The sequence below is a fragment of the Sphingobacterium sp. UBA6320 genome, assembly GCF_002440335.1.
In the GTDB taxonomy this organism is placed as follows: Bacteria; Bacteroidota; Bacteroidia; order Sphingobacteriales; family Sphingobacteriaceae; genus Sphingobacterium.
The window spans coordinates 19,648-45,752 of the sequence record NZ_DJTA01000015.1 but is presented as its reverse complement, the minus strand read 5'-3'; the positions used below and the strand labels follow the sequence as shown (position 1 = coordinate 45,752).

The 26,105-nt window shown below is 37.1% G+C and carries 18 protein-coding genes; 15 read left to right on the top strand and 3 right to left on the bottom strand.

Translation table 11 applies throughout. From position 1 onward, the window contains the following. Positions 1–133: 133 nt before the first annotated feature. From B3P23_RS09410 to B3P23_RS09385, 6 genes are all read left to right on the top strand, one after another. On the top strand, positions 134–3,271 hold the full coding sequence (locus B3P23_RS09410) for a SusC/RagA family TonB-linked outer membrane protein (protein WP_293925501.1): 3,138 nt from the start codon (positions 134–136) through the stop codon (positions 3,269–3,271). A gap of 10 nt (positions 3,272–3,281) precedes the next feature. Beyond that, positions 3,282–4,904 (top strand): RagB/SusD family nutrient uptake outer membrane protein, encoded by a 1,623-nt coding sequence (locus B3P23_RS09405; protein WP_293925500.1) that lies wholly within the window; start codon positions 3,282–3,284, stop codon positions 4,902–4,904. A gap of 34 nt (positions 4,905–4,938) precedes the next feature. Beyond that, the gene (locus tag B3P23_RS09400; RefSeq protein ID WP_260947952.1) at positions 4,939–5,643 is read left to right on the top strand and encodes a hypothetical protein; all 705 of its coding nucleotides are present in this window, start codon (positions 4,939–4,941) and stop codon (positions 5,641–5,643) included. 130 nt (positions 5,644–5,773) lie between these two features. Next, positions 5,774–6,799, top strand: a complete 1,026-nt coding sequence (locus B3P23_RS09395; protein ID WP_293925499.1) for a DUF5007 domain-containing protein — start codon at positions 5,774–5,776, stop codon at positions 6,797–6,799. A 229-nt stretch (positions 6,800–7,028) separates the two neighbouring features. Next, on the top strand, positions 7,029–7,967 hold the full coding sequence (locus B3P23_RS09390) for an ornithine cyclodeaminase family protein (protein ID WP_281046743.1): 939 nt from the start codon (positions 7,029–7,031) through the stop codon (positions 7,965–7,967). A gap of 278 nt (positions 7,968–8,245) precedes the next feature. After that, entirely contained in the window at positions 8,246–9,331 is a 1,086-nt protein-coding gene (locus B3P23_RS09385; RefSeq protein WP_260947958.1) for a mechanosensitive ion channel family protein, read from the top strand. A gap of 38 nt (positions 9,332–9,369) precedes the next feature. Here the strand turns inward: B3P23_RS09385 and B3P23_RS09380 are convergent, their stop codons facing one another. Both B3P23_RS09380 and B3P23_RS09375 read right to left on the bottom strand, forming a co-directional pair. After that, the gene (locus B3P23_RS09380; RefSeq protein ID WP_045753582.1) at positions 9,370–9,585 is read right to left on the bottom strand and encodes a hypothetical protein; all 216 of its coding nucleotides are present in this window, start codon (positions 9,583–9,585) and stop codon (positions 9,370–9,372) included. 24 nt (positions 9,586–9,609) lie between these two features. After that, a complete protein-coding gene (locus B3P23_RS09375; RefSeq protein ID WP_045753581.1) occupies positions 9,610–10,101 on the bottom strand; it encodes a hypothetical protein in 492 nt (163 codons plus the stop codon). Positions 10,102–11,079: 978 nt separating this feature from the next. Between B3P23_RS09375 and B3P23_RS09370 the strand changes: the two genes are divergently transcribed. The 9 genes from B3P23_RS09370 (at position 11,080) to B3P23_RS09330 (ending at position 24,350) form a co-directional block, all read left to right on the top strand. Further along, on the top strand, positions 11,080–11,790 hold the full coding sequence (locus tag B3P23_RS09370) for a helix-turn-helix transcriptional regulator (RefSeq protein WP_248755407.1): 711 nt from the start codon (positions 11,080–11,082) through the stop codon (positions 11,788–11,790). 572 nt (positions 11,791–12,362) lie between these two features. Continuing rightward, entirely contained in the window at positions 12,363–13,529 is a 1,167-nt protein-coding gene (locus B3P23_RS09365) for a HEAT repeat domain-containing protein (RefSeq protein WP_248755408.1), read from the top strand. A 12-nt stretch (positions 13,530–13,541) separates the two neighbouring features. Continuing rightward, entirely contained in the window at positions 13,542–14,978 is a 1,437-nt protein-coding gene (locus B3P23_RS09360; protein WP_248755409.1) for a glycosyltransferase family 2 protein, read from the top strand. Then, positions 14,971–17,790, top strand: a complete 2,820-nt coding sequence (locus B3P23_RS09355; RefSeq protein ID WP_293925498.1) for a tetratricopeptide repeat protein — start codon at positions 14,971–14,973, stop codon at positions 17,788–17,790. The genes B3P23_RS09360 and B3P23_RS09355 overlap by 8 nt, the downstream gene beginning before the upstream one ends. Further along, on the top strand, positions 17,777–19,903 hold the full coding sequence (locus B3P23_RS09350) for a DUF4838 domain-containing protein (RefSeq protein ID WP_293925497.1): 2,127 nt from the start codon (positions 17,777–17,779) through the stop codon (positions 19,901–19,903). Before B3P23_RS09355 ends, B3P23_RS09350 begins: the two co-directional genes overlap by 14 nt. Positions 19,904–19,973: 70 nt before the next feature. After that, positions 19,974–20,432 carry a DUF1573 domain-containing protein gene (locus B3P23_RS09345; protein WP_248755412.1) on the top strand — a complete coding sequence of 153 codons (459 nt, stop codon included), beginning with the start codon at positions 19,974–19,976 and terminating at the stop codon, positions 20,430–20,432. A gap of 144 nt (positions 20,433–20,576) precedes the next feature. Continuing rightward, positions 20,577–20,996: a hypothetical protein gene (locus B3P23_RS09340; protein WP_293925496.1), complete on the top strand. Its 420-nt coding sequence runs from the start codon at positions 20,577–20,579 to the stop codon at positions 20,994–20,996. Between the two features lie 83 nt (positions 20,997–21,079). Continuing rightward, positions 21,080–22,675: a helix-turn-helix domain-containing protein gene (locus B3P23_RS09335; RefSeq protein WP_293925495.1), complete on the top strand. Its 1,596-nt coding sequence runs from the start codon at positions 21,080–21,082 to the stop codon at positions 22,673–22,675. A 415-nt stretch (positions 22,676–23,090) separates the two neighbouring features. Then, complete coding sequence (locus B3P23_RS09330) at positions 23,091–24,350, top strand: CotH kinase family protein (RefSeq protein WP_293925494.1); 1,260 nt, start codon at positions 23,091–23,093, stop codon at positions 24,348–24,350. Positions 24,351–24,653: 303 nt separating this feature from the next. Here B3P23_RS09330 and B3P23_RS09325 read toward each other — a convergent pair whose 3' ends face one another. Next, positions 24,654–25,892 (bottom strand): tyrosine-type recombinase/integrase, encoded by a 1,239-nt coding sequence (locus B3P23_RS09325; RefSeq protein WP_293925493.1) that lies wholly within the window; start codon positions 25,890–25,892, stop codon positions 24,654–24,656. Positions 25,893–26,105 lie beyond the last annotated feature (213 nt).

The window sequence follows — 26,105 nt, the reverse complement described above, 5'->3', positions numbered from 1 at the left end:
AAGCATAATACGATTTTTTTTGATCATAATATAAGTGTTATTGGTTAAATTCGGATTGAATTCAAACCTGATTCTCCTTTACCTTCGAGTATCTATTAAACAACTAATATTAACTAACCAAATTAATTAATTTATGAAAAACGTAGGTCTTTTATTAGTCCTCGTGGTTCTCCTTTCGTTTGATGTATTTGCTCAACAGGTAACAGGTGTGGTCCGGGATGTATCGGGAAGTGCCATGGTCGGAGCGACGCTGAGAAATTTATCTACCCAGATAAGTGCACAAACCAATAGCAAAGGAGAGTTTACGATGGTCGCAAAGCCGGGAGATATGGTCGAGGCAAGCTTGCTTGGATACGAATCAAAAAGGCTAAAAGTGGAGGCACAGTCGCCGCTCAATTTTGAACTGAATACGACTTTCTCCACTTTAGATGAAACGGTCGTCATCGGTTATCAAAAAATCTCTAGAAAGAAAACTACCGCAGCCATTTCCAGTATTTCGGGTAAAGAATTGGCTAATCTTCCCGCGGCAAGTTTTGATCAATTGCTGCAGGGACGCCTATCGGGTGTAAATGTGCAGAATTTTACAGGTGAACCAGGGGCATCTCCTACCGTTCAAGTACGTGGAAATACAAGCTTAAATCGAGAGTATGATGAGTTTAGCGTCGGTAATGCCCCGCTGTATGTTGTAGATGGAGTACCTCAGCCTCCGCAACAATACACTTCTCCAGTGACAGGTACAGGTACAAATTTTATCGCAGGTATTAATCCGCAGGATATTGAAAGTATTGATGTGCTGAAAGATGCTTCTGCTGCCGCTATCTATGGATCGAGAGCATCAAGCGGTGTCATCCTGATCACCACGAAAAAGGGTATCAGTCGTGAACCACAGGTGATGGTTTCGGCATATTCAGGCTTGACACAGCGCCCTGAGTTGCGAGATGTAGCGATAGGAGCTGAAGAGAGACGTCAAAAAATGCGCATTTTAGAAGAATTACAGCAATATCGACCTGATATTGATAATCAGAATATATCTTTTTTGCTTACAGATAGCTTAAATCCTGCTTTTAACGGTGCTACCGATTGGCAGGATATGTACTACCGAAAAGGAATGGTCAATAATGCTGATCTGAGCCTGAGTGGAGGGGGATTTGGGGGATCAAATTATCGTTTCAGTGCCGGCTTATACGACGAGAAAGGAATTGTGAAAGCCACCGGATTTAAGCGCTATTCAACACGGCTAAACTTAATGTCCAAGGCACTGAATGAACGGTTGATGATCAATCCGATTGTTGCTTATTCGCGTACAGAGCGCACCCGAGCTGGTGGCGGCGGAGTGGGGGTAACAGCTAGATACACCCCTGCATCTTATTTCAACCTCAGTGAAACCCGAAAAAATTATCTTTTGGGGATGTATAATGATGATTCGGATGTCAATACGGGTAATCAGTTTACCTTCAACCTGAATCTGGGGTATGATTTTTCAAAAGCGTTAAAATTTACCTCTCAAACTTCTTATATCTATTCCAACAGTAGACGTGATGTGAGCACACCCTCATCAGTGGCTAATTTTACAGGAAACAGACAAGATGTCTTTTCAGATAATCAGGTCAACGTGTTGTCTTCTAATTATTTCAGTTATAATAAAGAATTTAATAAACATAGCCTGAGCATGATCTTGGGAAGTGACCTGGAATATAATCAATACCGGTCAGTGGGGGCGGGTGCTTCGAATGGTTCTTCAGACCAAATCAAAGTCATACAAGGATTTCAGCAACGTTATCTGACGGCTTGGTCCGATTATCAGGCTTATAGTATGGCTTCATTTTATTCGCGACTGGCATATGACTATGATTCTAGGTATCTCGTTTCTGCCAGTATCCGTGGCGATGGATCATCCCGCTTTGGCGTCGGTAATAAATGGGGTTATTTTCCGTCGGCTTCCGTAGCATGGCTCGTTTCGGAAGAATCCTTTATGAAAGACAAAGAGTCTTTGTTCTCGATGTTAAAACTGCGTGCTAGTTTGGGTACAACGGGTGGACTACCCGGAAATAATTACTTGCAATATAATCTTTATCGGGTCAATGCTGGAAATTTCTGGGGAAATAACAATGCAACCTCTTATAATGGTGTCACCGCGATAACGCCCAATCTGGTAGATGGGGTAGCACAGCCTAATATCAGCTGGGAGCGCTCGACACAGTGGAATATTGGTGTGGATGGAGAAATTGCTAATGGTCGTTTTTCTTTTGCACTGGACGTCTTTAACAAGGAAAATAAACAATCCTTATTTGATGTTGCATTGCCGGTCACAACAGGGTATGATCGCGCATTGACCAATTCGGTTGGCGTAAGGAACTATGGTGCTGAAGTGGTGCTGATGGCTAATCCGCTTCCAAGAACAAGTCCTGTTCAGTGGTTTAGCCGATTGAATGTCTCCTATGTGAAAAATAAAATCATGAATCTGCCTAATTCGGGTCGCGATTTGGTGGTCGCCGGTTCCCGTTTTGATAAAACATATATTCTATCCGTCGGTAGCCCGATCAATACTTTTTACTTGTACCAAACTTTAGGGATTTTCTCAAATTCTAATGAAATTCCAATCAATCCGCTGACAGGTGACCGCTATAATTCTGGAGGAAGCCCCTTTGCTCCGGGTGATATGTGGATCAGAGATGTGGATGGAGACTACATGATTGATCCCTTCAATGATGGCATCAATCCGGATAAACTTCCGCTTGGCGATCCAAATCCCAAATTTACCGGTGGCTGGACGAATAATGTGACTTGGAAGAATTTCAATGTTGGGGTACTCTTCACCTTTTTGTTTGACAGGGATGTACTCAATCTATATCAATCTGATTTATTTGAGAATGGTGCAGCGACCAATTCAACCGATGGTTTTGCGCAGTATGCGACACCTGATTTTAGTAAGATCAATATCTGGCGTAAACCGGGAGATCGAGCCGATTATCCAGCCTATCCTTTAGGATCTTGGCGCTATTATACCGTTGCTGGTCAAACATTTTTCATGGACAAAGGTGATTATTTCAGAGTGAAGAGTGTGAGTCTTTCTTACAGTCTGCCCAATCGTTTAGTCTCGGGATGGGGGATGAAAAGTATTCGCATGTATGGTATCGTAGATAATTTAATGATGTTTCAGCGTTCGAAAAGATTACCGGATGCCGAGGCTGTAAATTATTACGGTGAATATGAGGGTAATGGTTATCCGATCCCGAGCAAGTTTACTTTTGGTGTTGAATTACAATTTTAATCAGAGCGTCATGAAAATATTATTTATAAGCAATTATTGGAAATGGGTACTTCTTGTGACTATTGGTTTGAGCTCCATATCGTGCTCTAAATTTTTAGAAGAAGAACCTCAAAACTCCACCTTCAAAGAAGTATACTGGAAAGATCCAAAAGCAGGTGAAACTGCGATCGCTGGTAATTATTCCTTATTGAGAAATGCGTTGATGGATGGTTTTTCTGGAGTTGGAAATCGCTATTATATCTATGGGGATATGACTCCTGATATTTATATCGGTATCAATCGGGATAGTTACAGTCATCCCGAAATCGGAAAAGGAAATTGGACCAGCAATTATTTTGCACAGTCTTATGGCAATTGGACCGTATTTTATAAAACAATAGCAATGTCCAATATCATTCTCAAAGAAATGCCGTTGGTCTCAAATGATATCTTGATCTTAGAGCAGGCAGATCCAGAAGCTTTCCGTAAAAAAATTATGGGACAAGCTTATTTTATTCGGGCTTTTTCTTATTTCATGTTGACTAAAATATGGGGAGATGTTCCTTTAGTGACAGAGTCTTATGATGATCCGATCAGTGCGCCCCATCTGGGTCGTACTTCTAGAGTTGAGATCATGAAACAGATCGAGGAAGATTGTCGCCATGCAATAAACTTGTTAAGCTGGGGCTATAAAACAGTCGCAGAACGAGCTGTTACAGCAAATAGAGGTTCGGCTTATGCCCTATTGGCACATTTGTATCTTTGGCGTGCGACGACAACTGATCTCGCATCGAACAATCCGATCATGAATGATGTGAATAGTGCGGATACGACGATCAATACTTTACTCGCTCAGGGGGGGTACACACTTGCAGATACCGCTAAATATGGTGATATTTTTAAAGGAAGATCGAGCGAAGGTATTTTTGAATTGAATGTAAGTGAAAATACATTAGAAGGATCGAGCGCTCATATTGGGATGAAATTTTTGAACAATAGCTATATCCCAACGTATGGTGCAGAAGCCGATTTCTTTACCAAACCAGCGTATTTAAGTAGTCATTTTTACAAGATCGAAGAGAAAGAGGATTGGGTCTGGCATGAAGACATTAGGCAATGGGTCTGGGAAACCGTACAAACTCGAGGACTGGATACATTGGATGTACGCTTTAAAAATAATTTTGTGAATTATACAACGAATAAACCGGTGTGTATTAAATATAGCAATATTGTCTTTAGAAATCCAGGACAGCAACTTGAACCTTATAATAGTAATAACTTAATCTTATTTAGATTGAGCGATATCAAATTGTTGCAGGCGGAAATAGCGCTCTATCAGAATAATCCGAGTCGGGCGATTACCATTATCAATGCCTCAAGAACGCGATATGGAGGTGCCCCTTCAAGTTTACTAAAACCAGATCTAGCAAAAACCGAAGTGATGAAAGAATATATGATCGAACGCGGAAAAGAGCTGTATCTGGAAGGTCATCTATTTTTTGATATGATCCGCACCCGGACCTACTCAGATCATATCGCTTGGTTAAGCGAGGCTCGTTTTAAACAGGGTGGTTTTTTCTGGCCTGTAGATCCTCGTTTATTTAGTGAGAATAGACTTTTGGTACAGACAGAATACTGGCGTGGAAAGATTTAATGACATATTTAGAAACTTAAATTCTTTAGAAATAATGACTAAAATAATAAAAAAAACTGGTGCATATCTATCATTTGCCTTGTTGTTTTTTCACATATTGACTTCATGCACGAAAGATGATTATATCAACGATGGAGGTATTCATCAAGCGAAAGTGAATATGACCACCTATGATTTTCTGGCATCGCACCCAAAATTTGATTCATTGGTGCGGATCATCGATCGGGCTAACTTAAAAGAGCTGGTGAACAGTGATATCACTTTTTATGCGACAACAAATTGGGGCGTAGCGGCATACGTGAGTGCAAAAAAGCAACAGCGTATCGCAGAGCTGGGGGATGAAAATATCTCTTTTACCATTGATGATATTGATCCAAAACGATTGGATTCATTGAAGATCTATATGTTTAAAGGAAAGGTTGAGCGCGAAAAACTCGATGTCAATGGCGCATATTTTAGCAATTTATTTGGCCCTATCAGTGGGGTACGATTTCAGTTGGGATTGAGGCGAACAAGAGATTATAGCTCTTATGTCGATTATGTGGATTATTTATATTATGCAAAAGTGAATGGAACGCTGGATGCGGAAGAACCAAACCAAAATGCGATCCCAGAAGCCGAGCGGGATCAACGCGTAGATGTACAGACTTCAGGAATTATTACCACCACAGGTGTGATCCATGTGCTGCATGGTGATCATCATTTATTTTTTAATAAAGAAAAAATGGCTGCCAATTAATTTGAAGATCATCTTCAAGATTGGGAGCTTAAAATGCTGTGTTTATAAAATTATGAGGAGTAAAAACTCAACAAAGTGATCTATACTGCTCATGATAGCATTATGACCGATAAAAATAAAATATATTCCAATGAAAAAGAATAATATAACCAGATATACGATCCTTTTATGCGTGATGGCCGGTATGATCCTCTCCTCCTGTTCGAAGATTGAGGAAGGATTTTTGAGTGATACCATTCGGTATCGAGACAGTGTGATTTACTGTAAGCGGGGAATGACACTTACGCTTTCGGACCGCATAAATGCAGATGGATCCACGCCTCCATTTGATTTTAAGATGATCAACCTGCGCAATAAATTGACGGGAGAACCTGCTCCGGCAGAATTTTCAAAGACCTACGAAATTGAAGTTTTTAAAGAAGGAATGACGTTTAATGCTGCCACTGATACCACTGTCGCTCTTCTGAAAGCAAAGCGGGAGTTGAAGCAGGTAACACCAATGGAATTTAACCCGATCAGCGGGCAGATCAGTTTTAATCGCGCATCTGCAAATCTACCTTTAGGGGTCTATACTTTTGATTTGCAGGCAACGAATCGCAAGGGCACCAAAATCTATAAAGCATTTGCCGAGATACATGTGATCGAACCATTTTTCGAGGACGTTTTTGCAATAACATATGCCTCGCTTACGGGATCAAATGCATCAGAAACGTTTACACCGGCTTATAATAGTAATATCAAATTGACCTGTAAAAAGGTTTCTGATGAAGGTGCACGTGTGATCCTAAAAGTTGTTGATAAAAATGGTCGTGCATGGGACCCAAGTGCGGGACAGGTCATCAAGCGTGGAGATCGTCCTACGTTTGAATCGCACGTTCGTTTCAATCCGGTTGTTGCCACAAACAACGCATTGGTATGTGATTATGAAGTAGCTCCGTTTCCCCTAACAAAATTCAATGATGGGAAGACAAATTGGGATTACAATATTTATTACCGTATACCGATGCGCTTTGCAGCGATGGATGGACATCCTAACCATAATATCAATCCTGTATTTGGATTTCGTGTTTTGATGGATGGAACATTTGAAGTGGAAGTGAAGTTAACGAATGTCGCGGCGATTAATTCATCAGGAACGCCTACGACAGGAAATTAAGTCAATCACACATGCTGCGCAGATGTAACGATAATGAGAAGTGATGGAGAATGTCTCCACCATAGTCATCACTAAATAGATCGCATCATATCCAAGAGCTGAGGGAAGTTAATTATTTAACTTCCCTCAGCTCTTTTGGGTAAAAAACGGTTATCAAAAGGTAGTTTATAAGGACTGGACTTCTTTATTTTTAGTTATGTTTAGGGTTTTACCAAATGCTGTGGAACAAATGAAAATTATTGAAAAAGAAACGATTGATGCGATACTTAAATACGATAAATTGATTGAAGCGCTGCGCCAGATTTTTCAATCAACATTCACGATGCCAGTTCGGCATCATCACTTTTATCAAAATGCTGAGGGAACTGAAAATACCCTTATTTTAATGCCTTCCTGGACGGACAATTATATTGGAATCAAACAAGTTGTTGTCGCTCCTGATAACCATACCAAACAACTACCGGCTATTCATGCCTTATATACCTTATTGGATGCCGTCACTGGGCAACCTGTAGCGCAGATGGATGCTGCAGGCTTGACTTCCCGAAGAACAGCCTGCACTTCTGCTTTAGCGGCATCTTATTTAGCTCGAGAAGATTCAAAAACTCTGTTAATTGTTGGAGGAGGGAAAGTTGCTCAACATCTTTTGCAAGCGCATTCGGCGGTACGTCACTATAGTCAAGTATTCATCTGGACACGTAATCCATCGAAAGGGGCGACATTGGTATCCGACTTGCAAAAGGCAGGATTTGATCACGTGACCTATGTCGATAATTTGAAGGAAGCAGTGGGTCAGGCAGATGTGATCTCCTGCGCTACGCTGAGTCATGAACCTTTGATACTAGGAGAATGGATTAAGGCGGGTACCCACTTGGATCTAATCGGGTCTCATACGCCTAAAACACGCGAAGTAGATGATACAGCCATTATGAAGAGTAGCATCTTTGTCGATTCGCGAGCAGGTGCGCTTCATGAAACAGGGGAACTAGCGATTCCAATTGCTACAGGAGTATTGGATCCGCAAAGTATAAAAGGGGATATCAAAGAACTCTGCTGTGGGGAGATTAAAGGGAGATCATCATCGACTGAAATTACACTCTTTAAATCGGCGGGACTGGCTATCGAGGATCTCGCGGCGGCTTTGCTCGTGTATCAGTCCGTTGTTTGATCTTCTGGTATCTGAATCATAACGGATGCAGATGCTTGAAAATCATATGTCCCTGAATAGCATGTTTTAATAGGAGATGAGTGATTATCTTGGATTGTGGTAGTACCATGGGTCATCATTTTAAAATAAATAGGTTTAATTCCACGGTCGTTCATATCATCGGAATGGATATCTTTTTGCTCATTTTTCTTCCTTTTTTAAAATAAAACAAACGTTACGCTCTGCAGACCGTTATATAAGTAGAAAATAAGAGTGGTTAGCATAAAAAATGAAAAATAATGATGAACGAAGAATTAATTCAACTTTCACAAAAATTTCCCGCCTGGTTATGGAATACAGTATTTATCCTATTTTCTTTTCTGATCGGTATTCTGATAAAAATTCTATTTATACCCATTTTACGTTATCAGGCAATAGCGCAGTCTTCCTACTCTTTATTTCGATCTTTTATACGTCGATTTAACAAGATTTTGAGCCTATTTATTCCGCTCGTTGTCTTTAATGGTCTGTTGCCCTTGAGTCGATTCAATACGTCGACACTTCATATCGTCAGTAAAATTAACGAAATCTTATTGGTCAGTTTTTTTGCGGTAGTTTTGATCCAAGCCATTAAAGTTTTTGAGGATTACCTCTATCATCGCTTCGATATCAATAAGGAGAACAATCTACGTGAACGAAAAATCAGAACGCAGATTGTGTTTATCCGAAAGGTTTTTGTTGCTATCATTATTGTCGTATGTTTTGCCATTATCTTATTGAGTTTTGAAAGCATGCAAAAAATCGGAGCTGGATTATTAACAGGTGTTGGTGTTGGAGGTATTATCATCGGTTTTGCTGCACAGAAGTCGCTTGGCAATTTATTGGCAGGTTTTCAAATTGCGTTTACACAACCGATCCGTATGGATGATGTATTGGTGGTAGAAGGGGAGTGGGGCAAGGTGGAAGAGATCAATCTGACCTATGTCGTGGTCAATATTTGGGACAAGCGACGCTTGGTCTTGCCGATCACCTATTTTATTGAAAAGCCTTTCCAAAATTGGACGAGGTCTACCGCGGAGATCTTAGGAACTGCTTTTATTTATGTTGATTTTGGTATTCCTGTACAACAGCTGCGGGAGAAATTAACCTCATTGCTTGAACATCATCCTTTATGGGATGGGAAAGTCAATGTATTGCAGGTGACAGACCTGAAAGAAAAGACGATGGAGATTCGCTGTTTGATGAGCTGTCGCAATTCAGGACAGGCTTTCGATCTGCGTTGTTATATACGCGAAGAGATGATCAACTATATTCGAACAACTTTTCCAGAATGCTTGTCGAAAACGAGAGTGAATTATCAACCGGATGCGATTGGAATAAAGTAAGAAGTATAATGCTATGCGAATAGGAATAGGTCATTGACCTATTCCTGTATTCTTTTGATCGCTTCTTCGGTGTCTAAGGATTGATGATTTTCGTCATAAAATACCTCAGCAATATCTGCTTTTGAAATCAGAAAGAATTTTTCATTTTTTGAATTGATAAATGTTGTCTTGACCACATTTTGTCCATCTTCCATTAAATTTTCACTAAATGTGGGACTCAGGTCATATGTCTGTTCATTTAAAATATAGAGCATAGGTAAATCGTATAAAATGAATGTTTAAGGTCTCACATTTTTAGCGTAGGCTGAGCTTTTATTCAACCAAACTCGGTATGGGAGATCGACTATTTTTAATGGTGAAATATTTTTCAGGATAAATCCACCTTCTTCTTCTAGGTATGCATCTGGATTTTCGCCATCTGCAATATGTAATACTTTAAAAATGGCATCTTTGTCCGTTTCATTAATATCCGATTGGAGCAACTTAACCTGATTTTCCAATAACCAAACACTTACATCTTTATTGCTGAGTGCCACAACATGTGTAATTTCGGAATCAAAATTAGCTAATTCCTGTGCTGCTTCGTTCGGGAAAAAATTATTTAGGTAATTTTCATAGATCTTTCGGTCTTTATTGCGTAATGCATAATTTTTGATGATCAATCGATGTGGATGTCGATCAAAATTAAAATTTGTTGGATTTTCTAAAAATCCATAATGCTGATTATACAAGATAATCCTGGCTTCCATATTATTTTTTTCTTCTTCCATAAGAGTCTTTTTAATCAATAAATTGTTATGAGTACCTTATTACAAAGGCTTAATCTGGCATACTTAAATCTAACGATCTGTGCTTTTTTTGTTATGGAAACGGCAAGCTATCGTTTTATTTAATCGATGTCTTAAATTTTAACAATTTAACTTCCATTAAGTTCAGTTTAGGATGAATATAGATGATGTTTTGATTTCCATTCAAATGTTGTGCAAGTATAGCTTTTGTTCTTAGACATTATGATGATCCAAGAGTGTTTATTCGGAATTATGAGTAGGTATCGTTCTTTTGCCATAGTCCACATTCAGGGTATGCTACTTTTGTTTAACTCATTTTGACTTTTATATAAACAAGATAGGTATATGATGGCGAAGGCAGCTTTTTATACTTAAATCCTAGATAACCATAATGCGCTATGATTTGTAGTTTATTGACTACAAGTATAAAGAATGCCCTTACTCAAAGCAAATTGTATATATTTTTAGAGTAGATTTGAGTATAAATTATAATAGCTAGATAAGAAATTAAAATTAATTCTAGGTTCTGCTATTGGACGAAATTAATCTTAACCTGATTAACATATGTTATTGACCGTTTTCACTTTACTGGTGTTATGCTTAGATACCATTTATATATTTGTAGATCTGAAAAAGGAAAATAGAGCATTTCGTCGGCATCTAAAAATAATACTATTTTTAGGTATAGTACAATTGGTATTTGTATTTATGTCAAGTATGCTTTATTCACATCGGTTTTATCTGATCTTGTCCTTTCCATTTGGTTTACTTTATGGACCGTCACTCTTATTAGCGATAAAACACAGGGGATTAACAAAATCAAGTCTTAATTTTTGGAAACACTGTATCCCATTTTTTTGTTTTTGTTTTGCTTTTATTTTGCTGATATTCAATAATTCTCTACGGTATCAGTATCATCTTGAGTATGTGGTTTTTTTACATTTTTTTACGATTGTCCAGATGATAGGTTATAGTATCTGGGTGTGGACTCTAGTTTCATCGACTTTAATCGGATTATCAAAACAAGGCGGACGAAAGTTATTTTGTTCTGTTTTATTTTGTGTGATGTCGGGTTTATCCATGCGATCATTAATGGAAATGATCGAAAATGGAGCCAATATTAATCTCCATAGTGAAGTAACGATTCTTTTATATCTCATTTTTCTTTTTTTTATTACATTTTTATTGGTCATCTGTAGTCAAGATAAAGGTTATGGTCCAACTCAAATGGAAGGTCATGTAAGTAAACAAAGTCGTATTCTTTCCATTCCAACTCCTTCAAAAAAAAGAACTGTCAGGAGAAAATCAACCGCATTGACAAGAGAACAGCAAATTGCCTATAGGTCTAGTATTGAGTTTTTTATAGAGACATTGGCATTCCTTGATAGTGATATGAATAAAGAAAAGTTTTGTAATGTCGTGGAAATACCTAGTGCGCATGTCGCTTCCTTTTTAAAGCAGGAATTTAATAAGGGTTTTAATGGATTTATTAATCAGTTGCGCTTGAATTATGCTGCTAGACAGTTGAAATCGGATCACTTTATATATACAATAGAAGATCTTTCATTGATATGTGGTTTTAGCTCAAGAGCATCGTTTTATCGAAATTTTCAAACGGAGTTTGGATGTTCTCCACATCAATTTAGATTTGAAAAAAAGCAGGTGATTTAAATCGTTTTTTGAACGGTATGTATCATGCTCTCTGAAAAATTTTTATAAATATTTTTGCTGTTGAATTGATTATTAGAAAAATCTAAAATTATCCTCCACTGCAGGTGTACCTCTTCATGATGTAAATATCGGAATCTTAATGATCTGTTTTTGATCCACGCTTTATAGTGATTTTTGAAGAAGATCATGGTGATCTAATCGAAGGCAATCTCTTGATGCTTGATCTTGTTTTATGCTATTTTTTTAATGTATAAGATAATCTCGTTGTCTTATTTTAGAGATACACTTGTAGTTTATAATTTCAAAAACATTTTCGTTTAATGGTAAAACGTCATTTGGTTAATGTTGTGATCGATCTTATTTTATTTGTTAAGTGGTTGATTTTGAGTGTTTTTTTTATTTTTTTTATAATTTGAGATAGTCAAAATAACCTTGTCAGCTTAAATTGAGACATATAAAATCGAAACTAAATATAAACTTTGTCGTAGAGCGCTTCAGGTAAATTTGGCTAACTGCTGAGAGAATCGGATGTGTGATATAACATAAATTTCACCAACTATAAAGATCATTTTATGTACTACGATTATTATCTATATTATTTGAGTTATTTAAACTCCCTGTATAATGGTTATCCTTTGATTGTCAGAATGACCGTATTTATGGTCATGGGCCTGACTTTGATAATCGTTTCTGGTATGCTTCGATTGTTTTATGTGGGGTTAATGATCCATCTGAAATCAAAACGTGTGGCAAAAACGGAAATACATTTTGAGGATAAGCTCCTATTTGTCATGAAAAATAAAGCGAATTATGATGTTGAAGAGATCCAGCAGCTTTTGGAATATGATGCCGCTAACACAAAACGGTGGAAACCTGAAATTGTAACTGATGTCGTTTTGTCGGCCAAGAATCAGCTATTGCAAAGGGGTGAACTTAATGAAATCAATTATAAAAACTGTTTGTTAGCGCTCAATCTGATGGGATTTTGGGAAAAACGAATTCGTACTTCAGGGGTTGAGAAACGAAGAGCTGCTTTGCAGATTGTGGGCGATATGGATAATGGGGTGAATAGTGGTATTCTTTCGAAATCAACTTTTCATAAGAATCGTTATATCCGTAAAACAGCGCGTGATTTATATACCAGTCAAGACACGTATCATCCTTTTCGATTTATGGAAGAGAATTTTGATGATGAATTTACACAGCTGGATAAGCTAAGATTGCATGCTACACTGATCAAAAGGTCCAATGAAGGAAAACTACCCAACCTCATGCGCTGGGTGAATAGCTCGAGAAATCCAAATTATATCATTTTTATATTGAAGGAAATAGGATATTTCAAACAATATGAAGTCGCTGAGACTTTGATGACATTTCTTGAGAAACATGAAAATCGAGAAGTTAGGGCGCAAGCGGTGCTGACTTTAGGAGAACTGAATGATCATGCTTGTGCGTTGGATTTAATTGCAAGATACGCGTTGGAATCTACTGTGGTCAGGATCGCGATCATTAAAACGATGGGTAAATTAAAAAGTAAGGTGACACTGTCATTTCTTGTTGATGCTTATCGAGCAACAGAGGACGCTAATACGAAGCTTCTAATAGCGCGTGCTATTAAAAATCATGATCAAGAAGGAGATCTTGTACTCAGACAGCTGCAAGGAGAATTGCATGGAAATGAAAAGGAGCATGTTCTATTCAATCAGGTCTTGGCCGAGAAAACACTTGTTTCACTCTAAATCTTAATAGAAATGGTTTATTTTTTTACTTATATCATCTATTTTTATGCTACTGCCCTTGCTCTTCTCTACATCTTATTGATGTTTATGAGCTATTATAAAACGAGAAGGTATCGGTATCAATATTCGGCACGAGAGGAAAATTATCTGAAAAAATTTCCAGATGAAGCTCCTGGAATTTCAATCGTTGCCCCAGCATTTAATGAGGAGGTGATTATATATGATAGTGTTAACTCCCTTTTGAATCTTGATTATCCGAAATTTGAGGTTATCATCGTAAACGATGGTAGCAAGGATAAAACCTTAGATATTTTGATTCAAGAATTTGATTTAGAAGAAGTCCCTTATTATTATGTTTACAAAGTTTACTGTAAGCCTGTTTACCGTGTCTTGCGCTCTACAAATCCGGCTTTCAGTAAGTTGATCGTAGTGGATAAACAAAATGGGGGTACTAAAGCCGATGCCATGAATGCGGGTGTAAATATGGCCCAATATGATTATTTTATCAATACTGATGTAGATTGCATCCTTGCGGAAGATACGCTGTCAAAGATAATACTTCCGGTATTGGACTCAGATAAACAGGTGATTGCGGTGGGAGCGACTATGCGTATGGTCAATAGCTGTACAATAGAACGAGGTCGTATAACCCGTGTAAAACCTCCGAATAGATTAATTCCTCTGTTTCAGGAAACGGAATACCTCCGGTCTTATCTGGTAGCAAAAATGGGCTGGTCTATGATCAATGCAGTACCAAATGTCTCGGGAGGATTTGGACTTTTTGATACTCAAGTAGTAGTTTCTACCGGCGGATTTGACTCTGCTTCCCATGCCGAAGATATGGACATGACCGCTAGAATGGTCGCATTTATGCGGGAAAATAAGCGTGCTTATCGTATTGCGCAATGTCCTTATAGTCTTTGCTGGACAGAAGGGCCACCAAATATAAAAGTATTAAGTAGGCAGCGTACCCGCTGGGGGCGTGGTATGCTGCAATTTATCATCGACCACCGTAAATTTTTTCTGAATAAGGATTATGGAAGGTTAGGATTTTTGGTGATGCCTTACATTGTTTTCTTTGAATTTCTTGCTCCAATAATTGAATTTTTCGGCTTCTTGTTTTTGCTGTTTTTGCTCCTGACAGATCAGGTAAATTATGATACTTTTTGGATGATGCTACTCTACGTTTACTTGCTTGGATTAGCGGTATCAATCATCACCATATCGTATGATCTCATTTTGGAAAAATTATATAAAAACTTTTCCGAGTATTTAAAGTTGGTGTTTTTTGCGGCTTTTGAGGCAATTTTTTATCATCCATTGATCGTTATCTTCACATTAAGGGGATATATTCAATATTTAACTCGGAGAAACTTTAAATGGGGGCAAATGACAAGACAGGGCTTTTCTCCATCCAATAACGCTAATACTGTAAAAAATAATGCTTAAAAGATTTAAATATTTTAGACTACTGATCGTTCTCTTTGGATCTCTATATGTCAGTCAGCCGATCTATGCTCAGCGTGCAGGTACCACAATAGACCGAAATGAGGAGGCTTACCAGATCAATGAGCTTTACAAACAAGGAAAGTGGGAGGAAGGTAAGAAACGCGCTGATGAAACTTTAAAAAAGAATCCAAAGGATGGGGATATGAGAATGCTTGTAGGTAAATACCATCTTAACCATCAGCAATATGAACACGCGCGATATGAATTGGCTAAGTCCTTAATGTATGCTCCTGCTAATGTGGATGCCAAGCATATGTTGATCGCGGTAGAGACGGAAACAAAGCGGTATTCAAGCGCAATCTGCTATATCAATGAACTGTTGGAAATCAATCCTTACTGGAAAGGGTTATGGCGTAAAAAGATCGATCTATACCGAAAAATGGGTAATCATGTTGAGGCAGACCGATTGCTAAAACGCATCGCACAGATTTATCCGGAAGATAAAGAACTAAAAAAAGATCAAATCTATATCGTGGACCAGCGCATTGCTGAGGTGAAAAAATCTGGAAAAATTGATGAGACAATTCAAATATCTAAACAACTAATTGATGATCAACCTCGCCAAACGGAAACTTATTTGTCACTGGTCGATCATTATATTAAAGCGGGTGATTATAACAATGCATTGGTTTATGCTGAAAGAGGATTAAACCAGTTTGCTGGAAATACAAATTTTGTGCAAAAGAAAATTGCCATATTGGATCATCAGCAACGATATTCAGAGCTTCTGAGTTTTTTGGATATGGAAATGAAAAATGGCAGGGCCAGCAATTTGCGCTCCCAGTATAACTATTTTTTATTGGAGGCTGCGCGAAATGCGAAAAATAATAATCCCTTAAATTTATATGGAAAGATATTCATGGGTTCTCCCGGAAATCGGGAAGCATTTGACTATGTGTTTAATGAATTGCTTGCGAAAGAACAATATGAGGAAGCTCTGGCGACTTTAATAAAGCATAGAAGAAGTGTAGGAGCAAGAAAGGATCTGGACATGAAAGAACTCGCTGTTTACCAAAAAATGAATGCGTCGGGTAAAGTGGCCGTATTAACTCGCGAATACATGGTAAAGTATCCGGGTGACTCTGACCTGAAAGAATCTTATGTCAAGATGATGCTCCAGCAGGCAAAAGCCAATATGTTGGATGGAAAAATTTCGTTGGCGATCTCTGATTGGCAGCAAATCTTGCTTTATGGTGATAGGGAAGCGATAGAAATAGCACAACAAGGTCTCTATAATGCCTTTGTGACAGAGAAAAACTATCCGGATGCGCTTACTATTTTGGATGAGATGTTGCTCAATAGTCCAAAAGAAGTGAATCTTATGATAAAAAAAGCGGACTTATATAATAAACAGGAGCGTTATGAGGATGCACTTACTCTATACGAAGAAATCATGGAGACGTCTCAACAGGTAGAAAGGGAGCGACTTATTGGCGGGTATGGTGAAATGATTGCACCATGGATCAAGAAATTTAAAGAGAGCTACAACCTGACGATAGCTAGGAGTTTAACTGAAAGATGGCTTTCTTTGGATGAGAGTAATCAGGACGCCTTAATGTATGGGATCAATCTTGCTGACCAACTAAAGGACTATCATGCCATGTTTAGCTATGCAGAAAAAGGTGTTAAATATCATGAATCGGATCTGACTTTTACCATTAAATTGGCTGAGGCGATGAACCACATGGCAGATAAATTGGGGGATTCTTGGAACTTATTGCACCGTCAAGTCCAACTGAATCCTTTTCATGAACCGTTAGTCAATACGTTTATACATACAACTGAACAATATGCTGGAAGGTTATTGAAAACGAAAGATCATCATAGGGCCTTACTCACCATTGATACGGGACTCCATTATAATGAGAATTATAAAATGTTGAAATATATGAAAGGATTGGCGTATGAGGGACTTAGACAGTATGACTCTGCATATCATTATCAACAATTTTATGAACCTTCGCTTTTGGAATTTAAAGATTTCAAAAGCCATCTAAATTATATTGGGCAAAAATCGCTTCGAAACTATATTGGAATTTCACATTTAAGAGCGAGATTTGGAGATGACTATGTGATATCATCGATCTCAACAGCGGAATATACGAGATTGGCTCGCTCAGGAGCTGCTTATACCGGTAGAATTAACTATGCTGGTAGAGATGAAGGTAAGGGAATTCAAGGTCAAGTAGAATGGTCTAATCCTTGGACTGATAAACTGTCAACTCGAATAGATCTCGCACTTTCAAATAAATTCTTTGCAAAAATAGCGCTTAATGCAGCAGCCCTATACGAATGGAAGCCGACTTGGGAAGGAGAGTTAGGAGTAGGCTATAGACGATTCTTTTCGGATCAGAATTTACTTAATCTGAATGTTGGAATCACCAAAGAAATTGATGATTTCCGATTGGGAGCAAAATTAAGTAATTTTTTTCTTGACAGTGAAGGGGAACGTTTTTACCTCTACAGTGTTGTTGCCAGAGCACAATATCTAATGAATAATCCAAGAAATTATATATTAGTTCTTGGAAGCATTGGCAATTCACCTGATATCGACTTAGTCAATAATCAATTGTATAATAGTTTCAATGTGTTGAATGCGATGGTTGGTGCCGGAATAGGGAGATCGATAACCAAAAATGTGGGAGCAAGTGTGATCGGAACTTGGTATAATTTCCAAACCGACCGATCAGTCATCGCTACCTCGTACCGAAATTTGTATAACCTATATGTTCAGCTTCATGTTTCATTCTAAGATCATCATACTGTTTTTGTTTTTTCACCTTTTTAATAGCTGTGAGAGCAAGGGTTTTGATTTTTCTTCGACACAATTGCTGATCGCTTCTAATGGGGATAAGGAGAGTTCCGAAGCCGCAGATTATTTTCATCAGCACCTTATGAAGCGAAATGTATCTAATAATGGGTTATGGATTGAACGATCTGATGTACAACGTAAGCCTGCATCGGGAACTATCATTTATTTTGAAGTGGTACCAGATTTAGGGAGTGATTATGAAATTATTAATGAGGAGAGAAAGTTATCGTTGTTTGCGCAAGATCGATCAACACTTAGATGGCTGTCTTATCTTCTAATGGATAAATTGGGTAATGAACATCCTATAAATGTGGCTGATCTACCTCCCAACTACCTTGATTTTAAAAGTGGGAAGGTTCATTTTGATATGAAATATCGTGAACCACATCTTCGACCGAACCTAGAAGTTGATTATGCAGGAATTATACTTACGCATAGTATCGAAAAAGATTGGGGATTGTGGGGACATCACTTGGAACGTGTGTTTTTGGAAGGTGTGCCAGAAGAATCTCATGCAGAAGTGCACGGGAAAAGAACGCAAGATCAGTTTTGTTTCACTTCGGATCAAACTTTTAAAGCTATTTGCAATTTTATCATCGATGGATATGGACGTGGTGAAGAAGAATCGAAATGGTTTATGATAAATCCCAATGACAATGATCTGGTCTGCACCTGTGCTACGTGTCGTACGCAGGGAAATGCAGATGGAAACGCTACAGGAGCGATAGCTTATCTATTAAACAAACTTGCGGCTGAATATCCAAGGCATTATTTTTTTACGACTGCTTATAAGACTTCTCGAAAGGCTCCAATGAAAAAACTGGCTACCAATGCAGGTGTATTTGTGAGTACAATTGACCTCCCTAAAAACCCAATGTTGAATAAGAATCAACAGAAGGTCATAGGTTTTACACGTACAGTTAAAGAGTGGAAGGATAAAACGGATCATGTCTATGTATGGGATTATATTTCAAATTTTGACGATTATATCACGCCTGCCCCTGTTCTGCAACGTGTGAAGAAACACATCAATTATTTTTCAGAAATGGGTGTGGACGGAATTTTTTTTAATGGAAGTGGCTATGATTATGCGCCTTTTGATGATATGAAGACGTATGTTCTTAGTGCATTAATGATTGATAATACACTGGATATACATAAACTGATGGAAGATTATTATAAAAAATTTTATCCCGTCACTGGTCGCCTGATATCATCTTATTTATTGGAGATGGAATATGTGGCACTACAGAAGAATACTGCTTCTGATGTGTATGTCCCTTTTCGGTCGGCAATTGCAACTTATTTTGATGCGAAAAAGTTTGAGGATTTTTATTCGAAACTTATTAAATCTAAACCTCAGCTGTCTGGGCAAGAAGACGTGAAAATAGATCAACTATTGACAGCTTTGAGTTTTACGCAACTGCAGATTATATATGATCAAGGTTTTTTGAAAAGTGGAGTGAGGAATCGAGCGAATAGTAATAGTCTTGTAATGGAACAAGATCTATTGAGCATATTGGCAAAATATAATAACTATGCAGGGTTATCCAAATATAAAGAGGAGAATGGAAGTTTTGAAACTTACTTATCTGAATGGAAAGCGCTGATAAAAGCTGATTTAAAAACAAATCATTTTATCAATCTAGAGGCAACGGGATTGATGTCTGGGGAAATTTATCCGGATACTAGGTTATTGACTGACAACTTGCCTGGATTTACGAGTGATTTTAATCAAGGTTGGTTTTTAGCAGGTGAAGATATTCAGATAGCAGGTTTAACACATTTGAAAGCTGGAAAATCAGAACGGATTTCCATACGCTTTTTGATCAATGATAAACATCGAATGGCTATTCCTGATCGGGTTGAAATATTTGCAAACGAAAAAAAGATATTGACCTGTAGAGGTGAAGATTTCAGTGTGGGAACAACTACAGCACTGTTGGATAAAAAATTGATCATGCCGGAAAATGCCGCGGTAAAGGTGAGGATTTATAGTAATAAAGTAATAAAAAAATCAGTAATAGCTTGCGATGAAATACAATTATACTAATTACATATTTTTAGCAGGAATAATTTTCCTGTTCGGTTCGTGTTTAGATATTGCCAATAGGAAGACAACTATGGAAATTCAAGATAATCATAGACATTATTTTCCTGTATTGGCGGGACAGGAAAAGGATCTATCTTTTAAATTGAAAAATACGGGTCTAAATCCACTTATGATTACGGATATTATCACTTCATGTGGATGTCTTAAATTGGGGGATGGGGTCGGTACATTCTCGGTTCCGCCAGGAAAAGAAAGAATACTGACCTTGAGCTACAATAGTTCCAAAAATGTCGGATATGTCAAACATTATATAGCGCTTTACGGAAACTTTGAAAAATCGCCCTATCAGGAGATCGTATTTGATATTCATGTAGTACCAAATGCTCTTTATACGCAAGACTATGAAGAACTGTATGCTGATGAAATAAAACGACAGGGGGACTTAAAAGTTCTCGTTGATGGAGCTGAAAACAATAAAGGATATTATATGGATCAAGATTTAAATAAAAACATCGAGTCCGATAAGTAATAGGGGGTAATCGTTACTTTAATATGAATATATTGCGCTGATTATTAATTTGTTATTTTGTTTTATGATTTGTATTATTGAGGGGTAAATATAAAATACGCATATTTAGCAATAGGTTAACAAAACTTAGTTGCTATTATAAATATGATGGATTCGGTATCTTATGACCCAAAAGAACTGTTAATTACGTTGATGGAGATGAAAGAAAAACTTAAATCTACCATTGCAAAACATTGCCCAGATCATGATATGTCCATATGTGATGATTTGGACAAAGCATTGGAAGATTTTTTTCAGCTTCAGCATGTAGGAAATAATGAAATAGGGTATTTATCGTCACAATTGGCACTTCTACATTTATTTAGGGAAGTTGAGAGGACGATGGAAGTTGTGGTCAATACCAATAACCTAAGGGCATACTATGATTTTAAACTAGCGATTGAAGAGGAAAATCGAAAAGCTCCTACTCTGATTCGTCATTGGAAATCGAGCGATTTAATCCTTGCGGCTGTTTTAGGAGGTCTATTGGCAGCAGCTCTTTCCTTATTTTTTGTGCTTCCATAAGTTACGCTGAAATTCCTATCTTTTTTCTAAGGCATACTTTCTTTTAAAAAAGATAAGTAGGGCTTATTATTAACCATTTTCTTATGAAATCACTAAGTATTTTTATTTTTATGCTTTTTGTTTTGTGCAAGACGAGCGCTGCACAGAGCGGGAGCAATAGCAATTTTAATAAACGTTACCTTGACGTCGTAGTTTCACTTGTCGCCTCAGATAGGAAAGAAGCTCGTAGAATTGCTGATTCCTTGGCACATGTAGCCAATACTGATGAACAAAAGATCAAAGCTTATATGTTACTGGCCAAGTTGGATGAAAATGCGGGTAATATGAAAGGTTGTATATGGTATGCTATGCGAGCTGATACGATTGCAAATGCTACTTTCAACTTTTCATGGCAGGCTTCTACTGCAGGTTTTTTGGCCACATCTTTTCGACAGTTGGGTTTATTAAAAGTGTCTGAACGATATCTGTCTAAAGCAGAAATCGCAAATGAAAATCAATTGGACGCGCATATGAAAATGCTCACGAAGATTAATATTTTGCATGAACGTGCATTTCATTGTTTTGAACTAGATCACTATACGGATGCAAAAAAATATCTGAATTCGGCAGCCTCGCTAATCCATATAGATGGTAACGAGGATAAGAAAGCGCTACTGATAAAAGCTACTAATGATCAATTGATGGGGATATGTGAATTGAAACTAGGAAATTTAATCAGCGCCGAATCATATCTAGATGCTTCTCTCGAAAAGATAAAAAATGTGGAAAGTAATTTGAAGCCCTACATCATCCGTGCAAAAGCGGAATTAGAGCTGGAAAGAAATAATCTGACTGCAGCTTTTAAGTATCTAAATATGATAAAACCATATCTGATAAATGGCGATGTGGAAGAATTGAAGATGTTGACTTATGAATCTTGGGCAGCATATTATCAGAAGGATGGTGATATGACAAAATTTTTAGAATTCCGTGAGAAAGCTATTGATCTTAAGGTTCATAGAGATGAGGTGGCTAAAGGTATATCGGATGATCTCATTGAAATATTTAATGTAAGGAAGCAATATTATAAAAATAGATATATGCTGTCAATCGGTGTTGTGCTTATGATCGGAATGTTTGCAGCGGTTGGTACATTATATTACTTTCGACTGCAATCTTCTTATAAGAGTCAATATCATGTTCTTACTGATAAACAAGAAGGGGTGAACCCGGTTGTTGCACCTTTAACTGAAATAAGTGATAATTTTTCAATGGCTATCAATGAGTTGGGGAATAGTAGCGCGATTAAAGCTAAGGGAATTAATATTGCAAAAGATACTGAGGAAAGACTATACCAGGAGTTTGTTAAACAGGAGGAGGCGAATTTCTATTTAGAAAAAAGTGTGACCTTACAGCAACTGGCTACGAATATGGGAACAAACATGCGTTATGCTAGCTATATTCTTCAAAAATTTAGAGGTAAGGACTTCTATGACTATATCCAGTCGAGCCGGATTGAATTTATCATCGCAAAATTAAAAACTTCACCGGAACTTTTCGACTATAAAATTTCATATTTGGCTGAAATGAGCGGATTTTCTTCATTGAGTAGATTTTCTAGCGCTTTTAAAGAAGTTACAGGAATTCCTCCGTCGGCATTTATTCATTTTATGAAAAAAGAAATGAATCAAAAAAGATAATACCATCTCGACTAAAATGAAAAAAAATTTAGTTTAATCGAAAATTGTATTCATTCTTCTAAGAACGCAATGTTGTTCTAAGATTCTCTAAAGCGGTATCTTTTACTAAAATCATGATCTATAGTTTATATGCAATACAAATTGAGACAATTTATATGTTTCTGTTTTTAAGTAAAAGTATTTGTTTTGTAAGATCATGAAAGTGAAAATAAGATCATGATCTAAAAACTTAAATGATAAAAAAGGATCTGTAGAAATTGAATGAGGTATTGTTGCTGTGACCGCATGTGTAATGCTGTTGGCGAGGGAAAGTATGCGTCTACATCATTAACCAGATATTCTTGAAAAATCTCATTTTACTTAAGAAGTTTAGTACATGTTGCCATTTAGTGGATAAATAAATTAAAAAATACATATGAAGAAATTCAACGCAATGATTATTGGCTTGTTAATCTGGATGTGTCTGATCTTAGTCCTGTCTTCCTGTACCAAAAAGCCTGTTGATACTACTGAAATTGCTCCTATTGAAGAGCTCCCAATATTAGATGAAAGTGTCAGAGCTGTGGTACCCCATATTTTTATCAATATTGATGATAAACAAGAAGTGATGGATAAAGATGTGTATCTGAGTGCTGAAATATATATTGAGGGAAATGATAAATTTAAGAATGTTAACAAGATAAAAACAAGAATTAAAGGGAGGGGAAATTCGACATGGAGTAAGCCTAAGAAGCCATTTCGATTGAAGTTGGATAAAAAAGCATCACTTTTAAATTTGCCAGATGCAAAAGATTGGGTTCTATTAGCTAATTATAATGACTATACCTTAATGACAAACGCCGTTGCAATGAAAATTGGGAAGCAATTGGGTATGCCTTATACTCACGATATTGTATCAGTGGATTTGACTATAAATGGTGTATATCGAGGAAATTATAATTTGACACAACAAGTTGAAATTCATGAGAATAGAGTAAATGTTGGTGATGATGGTATTTTGTGGGAGCTTGACAGTTACTTTGATGAAGAATGGAAGTTTAAGACAAAATATTTTGATTTGCCTGTTATGTTGAAAGATCCAGATCCTGAATCTGGATTTCAATTTGAAACATGGAAGTTGGATTTTCAAAATTTTGAAAATTTGTTGTATGCTAAAGAATTTCCTAAGAATTCTTATGGTAATATATTTGATAAGCAGCAGTTTGTCAATTTTCTCATTGTAAATATGTTGGTGGCAAACCATGAGGTCTGTCATCCTAAAAGTGTTTATATGCATAAAAGATCGGGCGGGAAATATACAATGGGGCCCATCTGGGATTTTGATTTTGGCTTCGGCTTTAGTGAAGAACATCATCGAACTTACTTCAACAATGTCACACTGGATTTGATTAGAGAGAATGATGACAGAATTGGAGCAGAATTGTACAAGAAAATTCTTAAAGATCCTGAAGTAAGAGTCTTGTTAAATAAAACTTGGCAGGCCTATAAAAGTAATAAGTTTAACGAGCTGATGCAATTTGTTGAAATCTTCGCTGCAGAAATACGTGATTCTCAAAAGCGAGATTTTGAGAAATGGAAAATTGGAAACAATAATTTGGGAGCAAATAAGGCTAGCATGAAAATATTTCTTCGAAGTCGTGCGCAAGTGATAGATCGATTTATTTCAAAATTATAGCACTGTATTTCATGCACGAGATTCTGTAATTGTTTAGATATAATTTTAAAGCTCTTGGTGAATTATTGCTTTGTGATTACGATAGATAATTTTCTCTTATAGGCGATTTTATCTCGATTCAGAGAACAGGAGCCCCTCATCCTCAGCATTGTTATTAACGGAGATGCTTATGATCGTGATCAATGGATGATCCTTATTTATTTAGACATTTATTCTTTCGCTATCGCGATTCATGTTGATATCCTGGTTTTGTCATTACCCTAACCGAATAATTAGGCCGTCTTTATTGTATTGTCAGCAACTTTAGGTGGTAAGAAACTTTTCCTTGTATGATTTTTCAAAATAGTTACCTAATGAGCGTGTTCTTTCGGTGTCTACGCTATTAATATAGCGATGAAACATTTGCTCTGTACTGTGTCCCGTAGCCTCCATTAAAAGTGGAGTGGGGATCTTACCGTAGAAATTTGAAGCAAAGCTTCTGCGTCCGATATGGCTTGTAATCGCTTCCCATTTTTGTACCATCATCTCGTATGCTCTGAATCCACAGCGCTTATGTACTTTTACTAAACTTTTTATACCTGCTAAACGTACAACTTCTTTAATCTGATCGTTATATTTCTGAATGGGTAATCGAGCTGGAAATGAATCACTATTTTTTGACATAACTACCAAAGCTGCAGGATGAAGCGGTAATAGGATATCCTTTTGCGTCTTTTGTTGAACAAATGACATACAGGGTCTTCCATCAAGAACCTCCATCATTGCTATGTTAAAATTCATAAAGTCTGAAACACGTTGACCCGTATAACAACTGATTATAAGCCAGTCTTTTGCTGCTTGCAGTGTGTCAGGAACTTCCATTCTTTTAATTTTGATCAGTTCATCCTCTGTTAAAGTTACGATTTGATGATATTTTTTTTCCTTTGGAAGCTCAAGTTCATACACATACGTGCGTATTCCTCTTTTTTCCAAAAAATTTAAAATGGTACGTACAAAATGTATGGTTCGATATGTGGTGGTTTTGCTGTACTGTTCTAATTCACAGAAGATTAAAAAATCTTTAACAAAAGTTTCATTGACTTCGTTTATATGCAGGTGTTGCATACGGTGGCCTTCAAATCTTTCTAACAATCGAAAGAAAACCATATAGCGCTTGTAGGTTGCAGAGGAGATTATATGGTGTCTATTATTGATGTAAGCCTCCATATGTTTCAATAAACCACCTTCTGGCAAAGCTACATTGCTTAAGGTTGTATTTTTTTTTATAATCCGTCCCAAGGTAGTGATGGAAAATGTACGCTGTTTTGTTTTGATTTCTCTTAGATAGTTGGCAATTCCGATTCGAATCCTATTCAGAAGTAAATGTAGCTTTTTGTATCTTTTTAGATAAATATTGTCAGGACGTTGTTTCTCTTGATCCCATCGGGAAGAGGTAATCCTTAAAGGAGTTTTTATAAGATGCTCATCCTTTTTATCGTCGATAAACCTGATTGCAATAGTAGATGATAAGTTAGCATCCAGTAAAATAAAATTAAAAGTCATAATAGTAACATTTAGCTAATTGTTTGTAGCTAAGTTAGTACTATATCTTGATTAGTCTAATTCAGACTAGTATTGTATCTAGTAAATTTATGAAAAAGATTGGAATTAAGCAATAGCTAATTATCAGACAGCATTTTAAAAGCATAAAGACCACAATGCTCAAATAAATAAAAATTTTAAAAACGTAATATTTACGACAAATAGTAGGTTGAT